This is a genomic window from Pseudoalteromonas sp. NZS37 (genome assembly GCF_015864265.1).
GTDB classification, from domain to species: Bacteria; Pseudomonadota; Gammaproteobacteria; order Enterobacterales; family Alteromonadaceae; genus Pseudoalteromonas; species Pseudoalteromonas arctica.
This window is the reverse complement of sequence record NZ_JADYXL010000008.1, coordinates 126,997-143,059: the sequence shown is the minus strand read 5'-3', so window position 1 is coordinate 143,059 and position 16,063 is coordinate 126,997. Positions and strand designations below refer to the sequence as shown.

12 protein-coding genes are annotated in these 16,063 nt (G+C 40.8%); 7 read left to right on the top strand and 5 right to left on the bottom strand.

What is annotated here, in order from left to right; genetic code table 11:
* Nucleotide 1 precedes the first annotated feature (1 nt).
* Together leuC and leuD are read left to right on the top strand one after the other, a co-directional pair.
* A complete protein-coding gene (gene leuC, locus I6F47_RS15625; protein WP_197184157.1) occupies nucleotides 2-1,402 on the top strand; it encodes a 3-isopropylmalate dehydratase large subunit in 1,401 nt (466 codons plus the stop codon).
* A complete protein-coding gene (gene leuD, locus I6F47_RS15620; protein WP_024610322.1) occupies nucleotides 1,402-2,001 on the top strand; it encodes a 3-isopropylmalate dehydratase small subunit in 600 nt (199 codons plus the stop codon). The genes leuC and leuD overlap by 1 nt, the downstream gene beginning before the upstream one ends.
* Nucleotides 2,002-2,032: 31 nt before the next feature.
* On the opposite strand, the gene I6F47_RS15615 is transcribed toward leuD, so the two are convergent.
* On the bottom strand, nucleotides 2,033-2,500 hold the full coding sequence (locus I6F47_RS15615; protein ID WP_197174227.1) for a hypothetical protein: 468 nt from the start codon (nucleotides 2,498-2,500) through the stop codon (nucleotides 2,033-2,035).
* A gap of 193 nt (nucleotides 2,501-2,693) precedes the next feature.
* On the bottom strand, nucleotides 2,694-4,193 hold the full coding sequence (locus tag I6F47_RS15610) for a DUF3360 family protein (RefSeq protein ID WP_197174228.1): 1,500 nt from the start codon (nucleotides 4,191-4,193) through the stop codon (nucleotides 2,694-2,696).
* 401 nt (nucleotides 4,194-4,594) lie between these two features.
* On the opposite strand from I6F47_RS15610, the gene I6F47_RS15605 reads away from it, so the two are divergent.
* A complete protein-coding gene (locus tag I6F47_RS15605) occupies nucleotides 4,595-5,581 on the top strand; it encodes a hypothetical protein (protein ID WP_197184156.1) in 987 nt (328 codons plus the stop codon).
* Between the two features lie 86 nt (nucleotides 5,582-5,667).
* Here I6F47_RS15605 and I6F47_RS15600 read toward each other — a convergent pair whose 3' ends face one another.
* A complete protein-coding gene (locus I6F47_RS15600; RefSeq protein WP_165722254.1) occupies nucleotides 5,668-7,293 on the bottom strand; it encodes an endonuclease in 1,626 nt (541 codons plus the stop codon).
* A 303-nt stretch (nucleotides 7,294-7,596) separates the two neighbouring features.
* On the opposite strand from I6F47_RS15600, the gene I6F47_RS15595 reads away from it, so the two are divergent.
* The 4 genes from I6F47_RS15595 to I6F47_RS15580 all read left to right on the top strand — a co-directional run bounded on the left by I6F47_RS15595 (nucleotide 7,597) and on the right by I6F47_RS15580 (nucleotide 12,649).
* Nucleotides 7,597-9,414, top strand: a complete 1,818-nt coding sequence (locus I6F47_RS15595; RefSeq protein WP_197112417.1) for an assimilatory sulfite reductase (NADPH) flavoprotein subunit — start codon at nucleotides 7,597-7,599, stop codon at nucleotides 9,412-9,414.
* Nucleotides 9,415-9,475: 61 nt separating this feature from the next.
* Complete coding sequence (gene cysI, locus I6F47_RS15590) at nucleotides 9,476-11,173, top strand: assimilatory sulfite reductase (NADPH) hemoprotein subunit (RefSeq protein ID WP_007582193.1); 1,698 nt, start codon at nucleotides 9,476-9,478, stop codon at nucleotides 11,171-11,173.
* Nucleotides 11,174-11,216: 43 nt separating this feature from the next.
* Nucleotides 11,217-11,957 carry a phosphoadenylyl-sulfate reductase gene (locus I6F47_RS15585; protein WP_007582191.1) on the top strand — a complete coding sequence of 247 codons (741 nt, stop codon included), beginning with the start codon at nucleotides 11,217-11,219 and terminating at the stop codon, nucleotides 11,955-11,957.
* A gap of 143 nt (nucleotides 11,958-12,100) precedes the next feature.
* Nucleotides 12,101-12,649 carry a DUF4124 domain-containing protein gene (locus I6F47_RS15580; protein ID WP_197184155.1) on the top strand — a complete coding sequence of 183 codons (549 nt, stop codon included), beginning with the start codon at nucleotides 12,101-12,103 and terminating at the stop codon, nucleotides 12,647-12,649.
* On the opposite strand, the gene I6F47_RS15575 is transcribed toward I6F47_RS15580, so the two are convergent.
* Together I6F47_RS15575 and acnA are read right to left on the bottom strand one after the other, a co-directional pair.
* Nucleotides 12,650-12,904, bottom strand: coding sequence for a hypothetical protein (locus I6F47_RS15575; RefSeq protein WP_010554784.1), 255 nt, complete (start codon nucleotides 12,902-12,904; stop codon nucleotides 12,650-12,652).
* A 403-nt stretch (nucleotides 12,905-13,307) separates the two neighbouring features.
* Nucleotides 13,308-16,052 (bottom strand): aconitate hydratase AcnA, encoded by a 2,745-nt coding sequence (gene acnA / locus I6F47_RS15570; RefSeq protein WP_010554785.1) that lies wholly within the window; start codon nucleotides 16,050-16,052, stop codon nucleotides 13,308-13,310.
* Nucleotides 16,053-16,063: the final 11 nt, after the last annotated feature.

Sequence of the window (16,063 nt, the reverse complement as noted above, 5' to 3'; positions counted from 1 at the left end):
AGTGGCCCAAACGTTATACGACAAAATTTGGCAAGCACATACCGTTGCCAGCATAAACGAGCAAACCGACTTACTTTATATTGACCGCCATTTAGTGCACGAGGTGACTTCTCCGCAGGCTTTTGCTGGTCTACGTGAAAAAAACCGTACTGTACGTTGCCCAGAAAAAACCTTTGCAACGATGGATCATAACGTATCGACTAAAAGCCGATCACTTGATGCAGCAAGCGAAGTATCTAAAAACCAATTAATGGCGCTTGATAAAAACTGTAAAGAGTTTGGTATTGTACTTTACGATTTAAACTCAATTAACCAAGGCATTGTGCACGTAATGGGCCCAGAGCAAGGTATTACTTTGCCAGGCACAACCATTGTATGTGGCGATAGCCATACTTCTACGCATGGTGCGTTTGGCGCATTAGCGCATGGTATTGGTACGTCTGAGGTTGAACACGTATTAGCAACGCAAACGCTACAGCAAAAAAAGGCGAAATCGTTAAAAATTCAAATTAACGGTGTATTGCGTCCAACAGTTACGGCTAAAGATTTAATTATGGCGGTAATTGGCAAGTTAGGTACTGCTGGTGGCACAGGCTATGTAGCAGAGTTTTGTGGTGCAGGCATTGAAGCGCTTTCAATGGAAGCCCGTATGACGCTATGTAATATGAGCATAGAAATGGGTGCAAAAGCGGGTTTAATTGCATCTGACCAAATTACTTATGATTACTTAAAAGGTCGTCCGTTTGCACCAAAAGGCGCAGATTTTGATGCAGCCGTTGAATATTGGGAAACCTTAAAAACAGACGAAGGCGCACACTTTGATTTAGTTGTTGAGCTAAATGCTGACGACATTCAACCACAAATTACTTGGGGCACAAGCCCAGAGCAAGTAATTGGTGTTGATGAGTGCATACCCGATCCAGACCAAGAACCTGATTTAATTAAAGCGGACGCTATTCGCAGCGCACTTAAATACATGGACTTAAAAGCGGGCGATAAATTATCAAGCGCAAAAGTAGACACGGTATTTATTGGCTCATGTACTAATAGCCGTATTGAAGATTTACGCGCTGCTGCAAAAATTGTTGAAGGCAAACATGTGGTAGCCGGCATAGAAGCATTAATAGTACCGGGTTCTGGTTTAGTTAAAAAACAAGCTGAAGACGAAGGCTTAGCCGATATTTTTAAAGCCGCTGGCTTTGAGTGGCGCGAACCAGGTTGTTCTATGTGTTTAGCGATGAACGATGACCGCCTAGAAGCAGGCAAGCGTTGTGCATCTACTTCTAACCGTAACTTTGAGGGTCGCCAAGGTCGTGGCGGGCGTACCCATTTAGTTAGCCCCGCAATGGCTGCAGCCGCTGCAATACATGGTCACTTTGTTGATATTAGAGGAGAAGCCTAATGAGCGTATTTTTTAGTGGCTTAATGGCCCCACTTGATAAAAACAATGTAGATACTGACCAAATTATTCCTAAGCAGTTTTTAACATCAACTAGCCGTGAAGGTTTTGATGCTGCATTATTTTATGATTGGCGTTACCTAGATAACGACGAGCCAAACCCTGACTTTATTTTAAATCGCCCTTGTTACCAAGGTGCAAAAATATTATTAACGCGCGATAACTTTGGTTGTGGCTCATCTCGTGAGCACGCTCCATGGGCGCTTAAGCAATATGGTTTTGAAGTGATTTTGGCTGAAAGCTTTGCAGATATTTTCTTTAATAACTGTGGTAACAACCAAATGTTAGCCATTGCGTTACCTGCCGATACGCTTGAGCAATTGTTTGTACTTAGCGAGCAGCACGACGATATTAACATTGAAATCGATCTTGAAAATCAAACACTAACAAGCAGTAAGTTTGCACCAATTAGTTTTGATATTAGTAAAGAGGTAAAAGAGCGTTTGTTAAGTGGTTTAGACTTTATTGGTGTAACCGAAACGCTAAACTCACAAATAGATGCGTTTGAAAAGCAACTGGCTACTGAGCGTTCTTGGCAGTAATACTGAATTACATATGAAAACAAAGCGCGGCTTAGTCAATAGACCGCGCTTTTTTATGATTCAGTTTAGATGTTGATATAGTTGGTTGTATAAACTCGTGACCGTCATCACATGTATATACTTCAATTGCTCTTCCATCAGAACCTAGGGTTCTATCTCTGTAATAAAGAGGTTTTCCGCAAGCCATTTTACGTACTGGCTTCATGAAGTTGCATATTTTACTTGTTCCTCTTGATGCCCGAGATCCTTTGTTTGTGAAATAGTTATTAGTGATTGTTCCAATAACATAGCCACCAACAGCGGCGCCAACTTGATAAAGTGTTGCTACCTCTTCTGGGCTTAATGATAAGGAAACTCCTTTATAGGGACCTCGTTTAAAGCGCCCTATACCATTTTTTATAATTATATTATTTCTACTAACATTAATTGTAACTAGGCGTTTATTACCTTCAACTTCTGTATTTTTAATATAATTATTTTGATTGTTTAATTTATTCATGAGACCTACTTTCATCCTTAAAAATTTTAGATATACATTACACTATTAATAATGACGAGTAATCTAGTAGCCAAAGTAATGATCAGTAAAAAGGAGTTTGATCAAAGTTCTTTTAGAACACTAATTACACGTAAAAAAGCACGGCAATTGCCGTGCTTTTTTGTGGGTAAATATTAGATGTGGTAGCTAAAGGTTAATGCCTAAAGTCAGCCATTAACGCCGGTATACCAGGTAACATACCTACAATTGCCATTACAGTGGTAAGTAGCACAAACATGATAAGTGGAATTACCCAGCGGCTCATTTTAGATAGCTCAGCACTGCGCTCTTTACAGCCAATCAGCCCTAAGTTATCAAGTAACATAGTAAGTGACCAACCAAAAGCAGGATTAACTAAGGTCGAAGCAAATACCACAATAGCGGCTGATTGCGTCGTTTTACCTTCGCGCGTCATTTCCATGCCAGCCTCAAGTAACGGGATAAACACACCAACAATAAGCGCAACACAAAGCACAGGTTGCCAAATGGCTAAATCCATAGGGTAACCCCATAAACCAGCAATTATACAAAATAATGCAGTTAAAATAGCGCCAGCAGGGATAGGGCGTTTAGCTATAGCAGCAGGCACAATATAAGTACCCCAAGAGGAGGCAAAGTTAGCACCACCAGCAAGTGAGCCAAATGTTTGTCTAACCGATGCACTTAGCATGGTATCGTCGATATCCATTTGTACTTTTTCAGTGCGTTGCGGATAGCTTATTTTTTGAAATACTTGATGGCCTAAAAAATCTGGCGACCACATAGCAACGGCGAGCACTGCAAATGGGAGTACAACAACAAAGCTTTCAAGCGTTGGTAGGCCAAGCATCCAGCCCGTGTTTTCGCCCCACCAGTAAGCTGGGTTCATATTTGGTAAACCCGGTGCAGTATGAAACTCAAACGGTGCGCCTAAGGCAAAGGCAACCACGCCACCAATAAGGCAACTTAACGGCACGGCTAACCAACGCTTTTTAAAGTGCTCTAATAGCGCATACAATAAAATGGTGGCTAAAATAACAATAAACGCAATGTGTGCCATATCAATGGCTTCAGCCCAAGCAAACAGCTTTTTAACTTGCGAAATAGTACCAATAAAGCCTAAATAAATAAGTAGCCCGCCACATACACCTTTACTGGTTAGGCGCGCGAGCATACTTCCTCCCTTGGTTATGGCCAAAATAAAACCAAAGGCACCAATGAGTAAGCCAAACGCCATAGGGTGACCGCCAGCAGCAACAACAATAGGAATTAACGGAATAAGTGGGCCGTGAGTACCAGCCAAGTTGGCTGTTGGTAAAATAAAGCCTGAGAATAAGATGATAAAAATAGAAACAATGAGTAATTCGTAACGTACATTTTCTAAAACAAATGCATCGCTTAAACCAAGAGGCGCTGCAAATGTTGCCGCAATAGCACCCACCATAACGACTTTACCAATTGTGCCCGCCATTGCTGGAATGGTGTCTTCAAATTCAAATCGGTAATCTCTAAACGGTAAATTAGGACGCCAGCGCTTAGGCTGCATAATTTGTAATTCATGTTCGAGATACTCGTCGCGAGTATTAAACTCTGAACTCGGCTTGTGAAGTTGCTCGTAGCTTTGAGCATCCTTGTGCGTGTTTGATGGTGCATCACCGGGTGGTGTAGTTTGCATGCGCTCTCCTGCAACATTGTTGCTTAATCAAATAAATACGGCTTTTGTTAAAGCAAATGAATATTGAACATGCAGGGTAAATCAGCTCTTAGGCTGGGATGTATAGGCAAAAGGTCGTGCATGGTTGTTTTTAATACAGTTAATTTAAAAAACTGCTTTACGTTAAAAATTATGGAATTACAGAGTGTGATTAAAAGTCACTATAAATCAAGTGATTGGGTTTTGTTTTTAAGGGCCGGAGGACTGCTTACCAAATAGTATCGTGTTAATAGCAGGTTATTATCCTTTAGTCTTAGTGGCTGTAAAAGCTTATTGGTAGCAGCCGTTAATTTCGTTTTATTTGTGGTGAAATAATACTTCTGTTACTTTCGGATTGTTAATAACAGCAATAAAGAATAGAGATGCAACTCAACTCCCCTAAATCAATTGGTATTTTACTTGGTACGCTTTACGGCATATTTATGCGGCTGTTTGTAGAGCTAGTCAATGCTTACAATTTAGGTAGCTTAGTCTCTATATCATTTATGTTTTTAGTGCCTGTTGCTATTGGCTATATTCGTATTCACTTTGAGTACAACGAATCAAAAACATTAACTAAAAGGCAAATGATCACGATTGCTTGGCAGCCTATTTTTGTTTTTTTATTTGTAAGTATAATTACTTTGCTTGAAGGGAGCATTTGTGTGGCAATGGCTTTGCCTGCTTTTATGTTTTTTGCCAGCATTGGTGGGTTACTTGCGGGCTTTGTTAGAAAACGTAAAATAAAAAAAGCGAATAGTTCTTTATTATCAATCGCGTTGTTACCTATATTGCTCTCACCTATTGAAGTTAACTTTTTACATTTATCAAGAACATACGAAGTAACAAATTCAATAGCTATTAACGCGCCCATCAATGTTGTGTGGCAGCAGTTAGCTAATGTGAGTGACATAAAACCACAGGAAGTGCCTTTTTCACTCACTCAATTAATTGGTGTACCAAAGCCATTAAAGGCAAGTATGAATGCTAGCGGTATAGGCGCTGTTCGCACAAGTACTTGGCAAAAAGGCGTTGTGTTTAAAGAAGTAATAACCGACTGGCAACCAAATAAACAGATGCATTATAGATTTGATATAGACCCTGATGCTATCCCCGATGACGCACTCGATAAACACGTAAAACTAGGCGGTGAATACTTTTCACCTCTTTACGGTGGATATGAGTTAAGTGAAGATAAAAGCGGCAATACGATTTTAACGTTAAAAACGACCGTGCAAGATAATACAAATTTTGGTGTTTATTCGCGAATATGGGGTGAGGTGATATTTCAAGATTTTCATCATTCACTTTTAACGTTGATGAAAAACAGAGCTGAAAAATCACTTATCGCAGCTGTTTCTTATAATTAGCTTAAAGCATTGTGTTTATAAAAATATTACACGCTAAAAGGTAAAGCCTTTGCATTTGCAAAGGCTTTTGTTTTAACTGCTAACTTTTACCAAATCATTTCTACAAATTCAGGGTGGTCGATATACGGGTTACGATTGCCTTGAAATTCAAACGCTGCTTGGTTACGGTCAAGTTCCATTTGGCTTACAGGATCGCTGTTATGCCAGTTAAGCAGCATGGCTACAACCCAGTTCTCGAATACTTGGTTGCTTGAACCATTAAGTACAGCATTACTTGAGGTCGTTTTGGTTTGCCAAGTGCCTATTACATTTTCGTAGCGCGTTGCCATGTAAAAATAAGCGCGAGCAAAGTCACCTTTAAATTCGTCAATTGGCTCAAATACAGTACCTGAGTAATTTAATGAATTTGCGGCAGAACCTAATTTACTTCCGTTAGTTGATGTAAATGAAGCGCTTGCTACTTCACCAAATGGGAAGTTACTACGTTTTGAGTTTACATAACCGTCGGTTGCGTAAATATGATGCACATCTGAGTTCATTGGCTCAATAGTGCCGCCAAACCAGCTTTTAGGAAATGAATGCTCACGGTTGTAACAGCCGCCTTCTCCACTATAGTTACCACATTGATCGCTCACCGCAGCATAATTGTAGCTGTCAGAGCCGTTTGGTTTTTCGCTATACATATCTAAAATGCTGTTATCGTTTTCAAAGTATGTATCACGTGCTGATGAGTCGTAAAAATTCCAAATAGCCGAGTAACCCTGTGCATTATGATCTTTAATAATATTATAAAGCTCAGTTTTTAGTGCATAACCCGATAGCCCTTGAGCAGTAACATAGTAGCCAGTGGGTGTTGGGTTGGTCCCGCCGCCATCACCAGAGCCACTACCTAAAGTAAATGCCGTGCTGTCTGTATTATTAAAACTTGCACCGCTAGCAAGTGTGGTAGAGCCTTGCTTAAGCGCATAACTGCCACTACCTGTTGAACAACACATACCATCGCCGTAACTGTCGCTAATAACAAGTGTGTAAGTACCATCAGTTAGGCATATTTGCTCATCATACTGAGAGTTTGATGCGTAACCACTGCCGTTAGCAACAGCGCTACCTTGATTGTTATTAACGGCCCAGCTAGTTTCGCTACCGTAATTATCGGTATTAAGCGTTAGTGTAAGGCTATTGTCGGTACAACTTGTTGATGCGCTACCATCAGCGTTTGGTAAAAAGTTATCTACGTATACGGTTTCGCTGCCATCAAATCCACTTACATCATAAAACCTAAGCCCTACGCTAATTGTTTTATCACTGCTTGCTGTATAGCTATGGCTAACTGTTTGCCATTGGTTAGTTTGTGCTTGATTTGAATAGCCTTGATAACCATCTACATACAAGCGAGCTTTAATTTTACCTTCGGTGTGGTAAACATCAGCCGAAAAGTTATAGGTTTTACCCGCTTCTACAGCAACTTGTTGTAGTAAATCAGTGTTACTTTGCGATCCTGTAGTTACATTGACAGCAGCAGAGCTACTACCGCTTTTAACTGTACTAGTTGAGCGCGTTAAGCTGATTCCGCTATCAATAGTGCTCCAAGAGCTAGGTGTATTACCTGACCATTGTTCAAATCCGCCATTAGCTACATTGGCCATTACAGGTAATGAGCCAAGTAACAATGCGGTACTAAGTAGTTTATTTTTATATTTCCCGTGTAACATAGTTGTTCCTATTTTTATTTTGAATGAGGAATATACCCTACATTAGTTAGGTTACAAAATTGTTAATTTAAAGTGCCATAAAAGGCAACAATCGTCCTTTAATCTGTTTTTGAAGGTATTTTTATAAATTAATAACTAAATGGAATATCAAAGCAGATTCTATTCTTTTTTTATCTATGCAGAGCCCGTTATCCTACATACTTAGAAAACCTCAACAGATACGCTCTGGATGAGGTAAAACTCATTTTTAACAATACACAAAGTGTGTTGTGTTTAATTTTCAGGGTTATGGGGAATCGATTCATGTTGTTAGGTCAACTAAATGCTGCGGCAAGCCCGCTATCGCAAGATCAAGTACAAAAGCTGCAAGGTTTAGTGGCTGAACTTAATCCAATTCAACAAGCGTGGGTAAGTGGTTACTTAGCTGCAAATGCTAATTCGGCTGCGTTAGGCGCTCCTACTGCTGGCGTACCGGCGGCTGCGGGTGATGCAGCAGCGATAACTATTTTATATGGTTCGCAAACAGGTAACGCAAAAGGTGTAGCTACCAAAATGAAAGAGCAGGCTGAGTCGCGAGGCTTAGCCGTTAAGCTTGTTAGCATGTCAGATTACAAACCAACAGCCCTGAAAAAAGAAAAGTTTTTAACTATCGTTGTATCTACTTACGGCGAAGGTGAGCCACCAGAAGACGCAGAAACACTTCACGAATTTTTAGCCACTAAAAAAGCGCCAAAACTAGACGATGTAAAAATAGCGGTTATTGGCTTAGGTGATTCTAGCTATGAGTTTTTCTGCCAAACAGCAAAAGATTTTGAAGAGCGTTTAAATAAACTCGGTGCGCAAACCATATATCAACGTGCTGATTTAGATGTAGATTACGAAGATGAAGCTGCAACATGGATCGCCGGTGCCGTTGATGCATTCGAACCTGATTTAAAAGCGCAGCAAGAAGCCGCTGGTGGTCAAGTTGTATCAATGCCATTTGGCGCACCAACGACTGCTTCAAGCCAATATACAAAACAAAATCCATTTGAAGCAGAGCTATTAACAGTTCAAAAAATTACCGGTCGCGACTCGACTAAAGATGTACGCCACGTTGAAATTTCGCTTGAAGGTTCAGACATTACTTACACACCAGGCGATTCATTAGGTGTGTACTTTTTAAATGATGATGTATTAGTTGATGAAGTACTTACACTTACTCAAATAGATGCAACAAGCATTGTAAAAGTAGGTGATGAAGAGCTAAGCGTACGCGGCGCACTTATTGAAAAACTAGAGCTGACTCAGTCATACCCAGGTTTTGTAGAAAAATACGCAATAGCAACTGGTACGCCTGAATTATTAAAGCTTGTAGAAGATAAAGCCGCAATGCGTGCGTATATTGAACCTCGCCAAATATTTGATGTAATTCGCCAAAACCCTGCAAAAATTGATGCACAAACATTAGTAGATTGCCTACGTAAACTACAAGCTCGTTTGTACTCAATTGCATCTAGCCAAGCTGAGGTTGAAGACGAAGTACATTTAACACTAGGTCTAGTGCAGTTTGATGCATTTGATAGCGAGCATTTAGGTGGCTGTACTGGTTACTTAACTCGTCGTGCAGAAGAAGGTTGTAAAGTTAAAGTATTTAGCGAACACAACGACAATTTCCGCCTACCCACTAACGATGATACACCTGTGATTATGGTTGGTCCTGGTACGGGTATTGCGCCGTTTCGTGCATTTTTACAAGAACGTGATTCGCGTGAAGCGCAAGGCAAAAACTGGTTGTTTTTTGGTAACCCACATTTCACTCAAGATTTTTTATACCAAGTAGAAATACAGGGTTATTTAAAATCGGGTTTACTTAACAAAGTAGATGTTGCATTTAGCCGTGACCAAGCAGAAAAAGTATATGTGCAAGATAAGTTACGCAGTAATAGTAAAGACGTGTTTGAATGGTTAGAAGCCGGTGCTCACTTTTATATTTGTGGCGATGCAAATCGCATGGCAAAAGATGTACACAACGCCTTGCTTGATATTGTTAAAGAAAACACAGGCAAGAGCAATGAAGACGCAGAGCAATATTTAAAAGATTTGCGTAGCGCAAACCGCTATCAGAAAGACGTGTATTAATCACGTTTCTTATTTTATTTAACAGCTAGCAGCCGTCACTGTAACAAATTTAGGATTTAAAATGAGCGAACAAGATAAAAACGTAAAACTTTCTGATAACGAACGTTTGAAAAGAGAAAGTAACTTTTTACGTGGCACCATAGAAAAAGATTTAACAGACGAAATTACCGGTGGCTTTACAGCCGATAACTTTCAGCTAATTCGTTTTCATGGCATGTATCAGCAAGATGACCGCGATATACGTGGTGAGCGCGCTAAGCAAAAGCTAGAGCCGCTACATAATGTAATGTTACGTGCACGTATGCCTGGCGGTATTATTAAGCCAGAGCAGTGGTTAGCAATCGACAAGTTTGCAGATGACAAAACAAGCTACGGCAGCATTCGTTTAACAACGCGTCAAACGTTTCAGTTTCATGGTGTATTAAAGCCTAATATTAAAGGCATGCACCAAATGCTTGATAGCGTAGGTATAGACTCTATTGCTACCGCGGGTGACGTTAACCGTAACGTGCTTTGTACTACTAACCCCGTTGAGTCTGAGTTACACCAAGAAGCTTACGACTGGGCTGCAAAAATTTCTGAACATTTATTACCAAAAACGAAAGCGTATGCTGAAATTTGGCTAAATGGCGAAAAAGCAGAAACCACAGAAGAGCCAATTTTAGGATCTAACTACTTACCGCGTAAGTTTAAAACAACGGTAACTATCCCACCTAACAACGAAGTTGATGTGCACGCTAACGATTTAAACTTTGTGGCAATTGCTGATAACGGCAAGCTAGTTGGTTTTAACGTATTAGTGGGCGGTGGCCTTGCCATGACGCATGGCGATACAGCAACTTATCCGCGCAAAGCCGATGACTTTGGCTTTATTACGCTAGAAGATACCTTAAAAATTGCAGAGCATGTTGTATCTGTGCAGCGCGATTGGGGTAATCGTTCAAACCGTAAAAATGCAAAAACTAAATACACATTAGACCGTGTAGGTGTTGATGTATTTAAAGCAGAAGTTGAAAAGCGCTCAGGCGTTACGTTTGCACCAAGCCGTCCGTTTGAGTTTACTCATCGTGGCGACCGCATTGGTTGGGTTGAAGGCATTGATGGTAAGCACCACTTAACGCTATTTATTCAAAGTGGTCGTATTTTAGACTATCCAGGCAAGCCGCTTAAAACAGGTTGTCGTAAAATTGCAGAAGTTCACCAAGGTGACATGCGTATGACGGCAAACCAAAACTTAATTATTGCTGGCGTACCTGCAGATCAAAAAGCCGTGATTGAAGAGATTGCACGTAGCCATGGCCTGATTGATGACACAGATTCGCAGCAGCGTAAAAATTCTATGGCGTGTGTTTCACTGCCAACGTGCCCACTTGCAATGGCCGAAGCAGAGCGTTACTTACCAAGCCTAGTAGAAAAAACTGAAGCATTACTTGCTAAGCACGGTATACCCGATGACAGCATTATTATGCGCGTTGTAGGTTGCCCGAACGGCTGTGGCCGCGCAATGCTTGCAGAAGCTGGTTTAGTGGGTAAAGGCCCAGGTAAATACAACGTTTACTTAGGTGGTAATTTAGAAGGTACACGTATTCCTAAATTGTACCTTGAGAACGTAGGCGAAGACGTTTACCTAGAAGCATTCGATAAGCTCATTGGCCAATGGGCGAGCGAGCGCAATGACGGTGAGTGTTTTGGTGACTTTGTTATACGCAAAGGCATTGTTGCTGAAGTAAAAGTATCAGTAACCGATTTTCACGCTTAATTAAATACCAGCGCTTTGGCGCTGGTGAGGTTTGGAATTTACCATGAGTGAATTTAAAAACATTTTACAGCTAGATAAACAAAGCCAAACGGCTATGTTAGCTGATGCTAATGGTTTACTAGCGAATATGAGCGCAGAACAGCGTGTTGCATGGGCGCTTGATAACTTGCCTAATACGGCTTTTTTATCATCTAGCTTTGGTATTCAAGCGGCAGTAATGCTGCATTTAATGACCTCACAACGTCCAGATATTCCCGTTGTATTAACCGATACAGGCTATTTGTTTCCTGAAACGTATCAGTTTATTGAGCAAATGAGTGAGCGTTTATCACTTAACTTAAAGGTGTATAGAGCGCCGCTTAGCCCAGCATGGCAAGAGGCTAAATTTGGTAAACTATGGGAGAAAGGCGAAGACGGCATTAAGCAATATAATCAGCTTAATAAAGTAGAGCCGATGACCCGTGCGTTAAAAGAAATAGAAGCGGGCACGTGGTTTAGTGGTCTGCGCCGCGATCAATCATCTACACGTGCTGATAAACAGTTTGTAGAAATTAGCCGTGGTACCGTTAAAGTGTACCCGATTATTGAATGGTCTAACCGCGACGTGTATCAGTATCTTACCAAGCACGATTTACCTTACCACCCATTATGGGAGCAAGGTTATGTGTCTATGGGAGACGTACATACAACACGTAAGTTAGAACCAGGAATGACAGAGGAAGAAACTCGCTTTTTTGGTTTAAACCGAGAATGCGGACTACACATGGATGGTGACGGTATTTAACGCGACTACGGTGTAGTTAAATTGCAAATAAAAACGCAGCTTCGGCTGCGTTTTTATTTTTTTATTAGGGTACAAAAAATTGCCTAATTAAGTATTTTTTATTAGACTCAAGGCAATAAAGGATTAATTAAAGCAGGAACGCTATGAAATACTTTACCTACTTAGCTATATCAATCATGGCTATTGCAGTCATCTCTTTGTTTTATTTAAAAAAGCCCGATGGTCAAACATGGCTTTCTGCATCATCAATTAGCAGTGAATCTCAGCAAATTAAAGAAAAAATGGTTGCGCTATCTAGCAATACTTTGGACCAAGCAGTGCAGGGCGTTAAGCAAGCTGGCGATAAAATTGCGAGCAGTATTTCTGATGAACCAATGCCTGAAAGTACTACCTCAAGCAGCAAAATTTTTAAGTGGCAAGATGAAACAGGCCAATGGCACTTTTCTGATACACCTAACCCGCATGCAAAAAGTATTGAAGTAAAACTCGATCCTAAAGATATTACTGTTATTGCTGCAGAAGACACGTCTATTTTAAATACCACTCCAAGTACAAATACAATGTCGGCTGCACCAGAGGGGATCAGTATTTTGAACCCAGACTCGGTTAAAAAGCTATTTAATGATGCCGAAAATGTAAAAGACAAACTAGAAAAACGTAATAAAGAAATTAATAATTTAAGTGCACTCTAATTATTTAGAGTGCGTGCTTTTATGGTTTTTTAAATAACGTTTTTCGGCTTCCATCAATAATACGGTTAAATATATTTTAGTAGGAAGCGACAACAACACGCCTATAGCAATGCATGCCGCCGCTATAATTATTCCTTTAATACCATGATTAACAGTGAAGTAACTCGACACAATTAAAGTGTGGCCAGTCACGATAAGGCACAACCCAAGCACTATTGATGTTTTAAGCAGCCTAATTATCATTGTTTGCGACATAGTTACCTCACTAAGAGTAGCCCTAGGGCCTGTTTATCTTTCGAGGTTAAATTTGCAGCAGTGTGTTTGGTATTTAGGCAAGGCAGAGCCTATGTAGTGTGGTTATTCCCCATGAATAGGCGATAACGTGGAATAAATGCCAAACATGCGCTGTCCGAAGGGTTCTGCCTAGGGGCTATTTACTCTTTGTTGCTCGGTTTTTACTTAGCCCACTAGGTTACAAACCTCACGCCGCGATTAAATAGCCCCTAGGTTGAACAAATTTTAATCCTGAAAGGTCAACAGGCCTTAGTGTAGGCACGCTTTAAATGCTTAGCATTGATTTAAGACAACAAACAGCACACATAAAAAAGCCCAGCTTATTACTAAACTGGACTTTTAAATGTATTAACTACTGTCTTTGTTAGTCGAGCATATTACGCAGTACATATTGTAAAATACCGCCGTGTTTGTAGTAATCCCACTCTTTAGGGGTATCAATACGTACATCTGCACTTAAGGTGACTTTTTTACCTTCGGCATTTGTAGCAATAACGGTTACTTCATCGGTTTTATCGTACAGGCCATCAATATCAAATTGTTCTTGCCCTGTTAACCCATGTGACTCGTAGCTTTCACCTTCTTTAAATTGCAGCGGTAATACACCCATACCGATTAAGTTAGAGCGATGAATTCGCTCGTAGCTTTGTGCTACAACCGCTTTAACGCCTAATAAAAGTGAGCCTTTGGCCGCCCAGTCACGAGATGAACCCGTACCGTATTCTTTACCCGCTAAAATAATGAGAGGCGTATTATTTTTTTGATACTCCATTGCTGCATCATAAATACTCTCTAGCGTATCGCCAGGCTGAGTACGTGTTACGCCACCTTCAGTACCTGGTGCTAGTAAGTTTTTAAGACGCACATTAGCAAACGTACCACGCATCATTACTTCGTGATTACCACGGCGTGAACCGTACGAGTTAAACTGCGCTTTATCTACGCCATTTTCTTGCAAGTATAAACCTGCTGGTGCATCTGCTTTAATAGCGCCCGCAGGAGAAATATGGTCAGTGGTTACTGAATCCCCAAGCTTAGCTAAACAACGTGCACCTTCGATAGTAGGAATACCCGGTGGTTCTACTTTCATACCATCAAAAAATGGTGCTTTTTTAATGTAGGTAGATGCGTCATCCCAATCGTAAAGTTTGCCATCTGGTATTTTAATTTGCTGCCAACGGCTATCGCCTTCGTAAACGTTAGCGTAGCTTTTTTCGAACATTTCTTTAGTTACTGTTTCTTTAACTAGGTCACTTACTTCTTTAACGCTCGGCCAAATATTTTTAAGGTAAATATCGTTACCGTTAGCATCTTGAGCCAGGGGTTCGTTGTATACGTCAATATCGGTTCTGCCCGCAATGGCGTAAGCAACAACAAGCGGAGGCGACGCTAAAAAGTTCATTTTAACATCTTGGTGAATACGCCCTTCAAAGTTACGGTTACCCGATAAAATAGAGCTAACCACTAATTTATGCTTTTGAATCGCATCTGATATTTCAGTCGCTAGTGGGCCTGAGTTACCAATACACGTAGTACAGCCGTAGCCAACTAAGTTAAAGCCTAGGCTTTCTAGGTCATCCATCAGGCCTGCTTTTTCTAGGTAGTCGGTAACTACTTTAGAGCCTGGTGCAAGTGATGTTTTAACCCAAGGTTTTACATTAATGCCTAACTGTTTTGCTTTTTTGGCAACCAAACCAGCAGCTAAAATAACACTTGGGTTAGAAGTATTAGTACAGCTGGTAATTGCGGCAATAACACAAGCGCCATCGTTTAGTTCAAACTCTTGGCCTTTAAATTTAACCTTAGCGGCGCCCATAAACTGCGCTTCGTTAACTGGTTCATCTGGATTTGTTGTTGGCCCTTCACTTTCAATACGAGCTTGTTCTTCGTCGCTATTATCACGACGAGCCATACGTTCATCTTGAAAGTTTTTTAAATGCTGGCTAATCACTTCACCAGCCTTGTCTAGGGAAATTCTATCCTGTGGTCGTTTAGGGCCTGCAAGGCTTGGTACAACATCACCTAGTTTAAGCTCGAGTGTATCGGTATAGCTAGCTTCGTCACCATCGTTACGCCATAAACCTTGGTGTTTTGCGTAATCCTCAATTACCTTTAGGTGACTTTCGTCGCGGTTTGTTAAGCGAAGGTAGTTAATGGTTTCATCATCAATTGGGAAAATACCACACGTAGCGCCGTATTCTGGTGCCATATTCGCTATGGTTGCTCTATCGGCAAGTGGTAAGTCGGCAAGGCCATCACCATAAAACTCTACAAATTTACCCACTACACCATGGTTACGCAGTATTTCGGTTACCGTTAACACTAAATCTGTAGCGGTAGTACCTTCAGGTAAGCGGCCGCTTAGCTTCATACCTACTACTTGTGGAATGAGTAAGCTAATTGGCTGACCAAGCATGGCTGCTTCAGCTTCAATACCGCCTACACCCCAACCAAGCACACCTAAGCCATTAATCATGGTGGTGTGAGAGTCAGTCCCTACAAGCGTATCTGGGTAAGCGAATTTTTTGCCGTCGCGCTCTTCATTAAAAACAACGCGCGCTAAGTATTCTAGGTTTACTTGGTGGACAATACCGGTTGCAGGTGGCACTACTTTTAAATTATCAAAAGCGGTTTGTCCCCAGCGTAAAAATTCATAACGTTCTTTATTTCGGTCATATTCAAGTTTTGCATTTAAATCAAATGCACCATCATTTCCGTAGCCATCTACTTGTACCGAATGGTCAATAACAAGTTCAGCAGGTGATAACGGGTTTATTTTTGCAGGATCACCACCTAGTTTTTCCATTGCGTCACGCATCGCGGCTAAATCTACAATAGCGGGTACACCGGTAAAATCTTGCATAACAACACGGGCGGGAGTAAAGGCAACTTCAGATGCAGGCTTTGCTTGAGGATCCCAATTAAGGAGAGCTTGAATATCTTGTTCTTTTATATTTGCGCCATCTTCGTTACGAAGAAGGTTTTCAAGTAATACTTTTAAGGAAAAGGGCAATCGTTTCGCTTTGTCGCCAAGTCCTTTTAGAGAATGAATATGATATTGCTCACCATTTATTGTGAGCTGATGTTGGGTATCGAAACTATTATTCATTATTTGCCCCT

What these genes read in the sequence shown, in the direction of transcription:
- I6F47_RS15575 (WP_010554784.1), bottom strand. Translation starts at nt 12,904, where the DNA reads ATGTCGCAAACAATGATAATTAGGCTGCTTAAAACATCAATAGTGCTT.
- leuD (WP_024610322.1), top strand. Translation starts at nt 1,402, where the DNA reads ATGAGCGTATTTTTTAGTGGCTTAATGGCCCCACTTGATAAAAACAAT.
- I6F47_RS15615 (WP_197174227.1), bottom strand. Translation starts at nt 2,500, where the DNA reads ATGAATAAATTAAACAATCAAAATAATTATATTAAAAATACAGAAGTT.
- I6F47_RS15610 (WP_197174228.1), bottom strand. Translation starts at nt 4,193, where the DNA reads ATGCAAACTACACCACCCGGTGATGCACCATCAAACACGCACAAGGAT.
- I6F47_RS15580 (WP_197184155.1), top strand. Translation starts at nt 12,101, where the DNA reads ATGAAATACTTTACCTACTTAGCTATATCAATCATGGCTATTGCAGTC.
- I6F47_RS15585 (WP_007582191.1), top strand. Translation starts at nt 11,217, where the DNA reads ATGAGTGAATTTAAAAACATTTTACAGCTAGATAAACAAAGCCAAACG.
- cysI (WP_007582193.1), top strand. Translation starts at nt 9,476, where the DNA reads ATGAGCGAACAAGATAAAAACGTAAAACTTTCTGATAACGAACGTTTG.
- I6F47_RS15595 (WP_197112417.1), top strand. Translation starts at nt 7,597, where the DNA reads ATGTTGTTAGGTCAACTAAATGCTGCGGCAAGCCCGCTATCGCAAGAT.
- I6F47_RS15600 (WP_165722254.1), bottom strand. Translation starts at nt 7,293, where the DNA reads ATGTTACACGGGAAATATAAAAATAAACTACTTAGTACCGCATTGTTA.
- I6F47_RS15605 (WP_197184156.1), top strand. Translation starts at nt 4,595, where the DNA reads ATGCAACTCAACTCCCCTAAATCAATTGGTATTTTACTTGGTACGCTT.
- acnA (WP_010554785.1), bottom strand. Translation starts at nt 16,052, where the DNA reads ATGAATAATAGTTTCGATACCCAACATCAGCTCACAATAAATGGTGAG.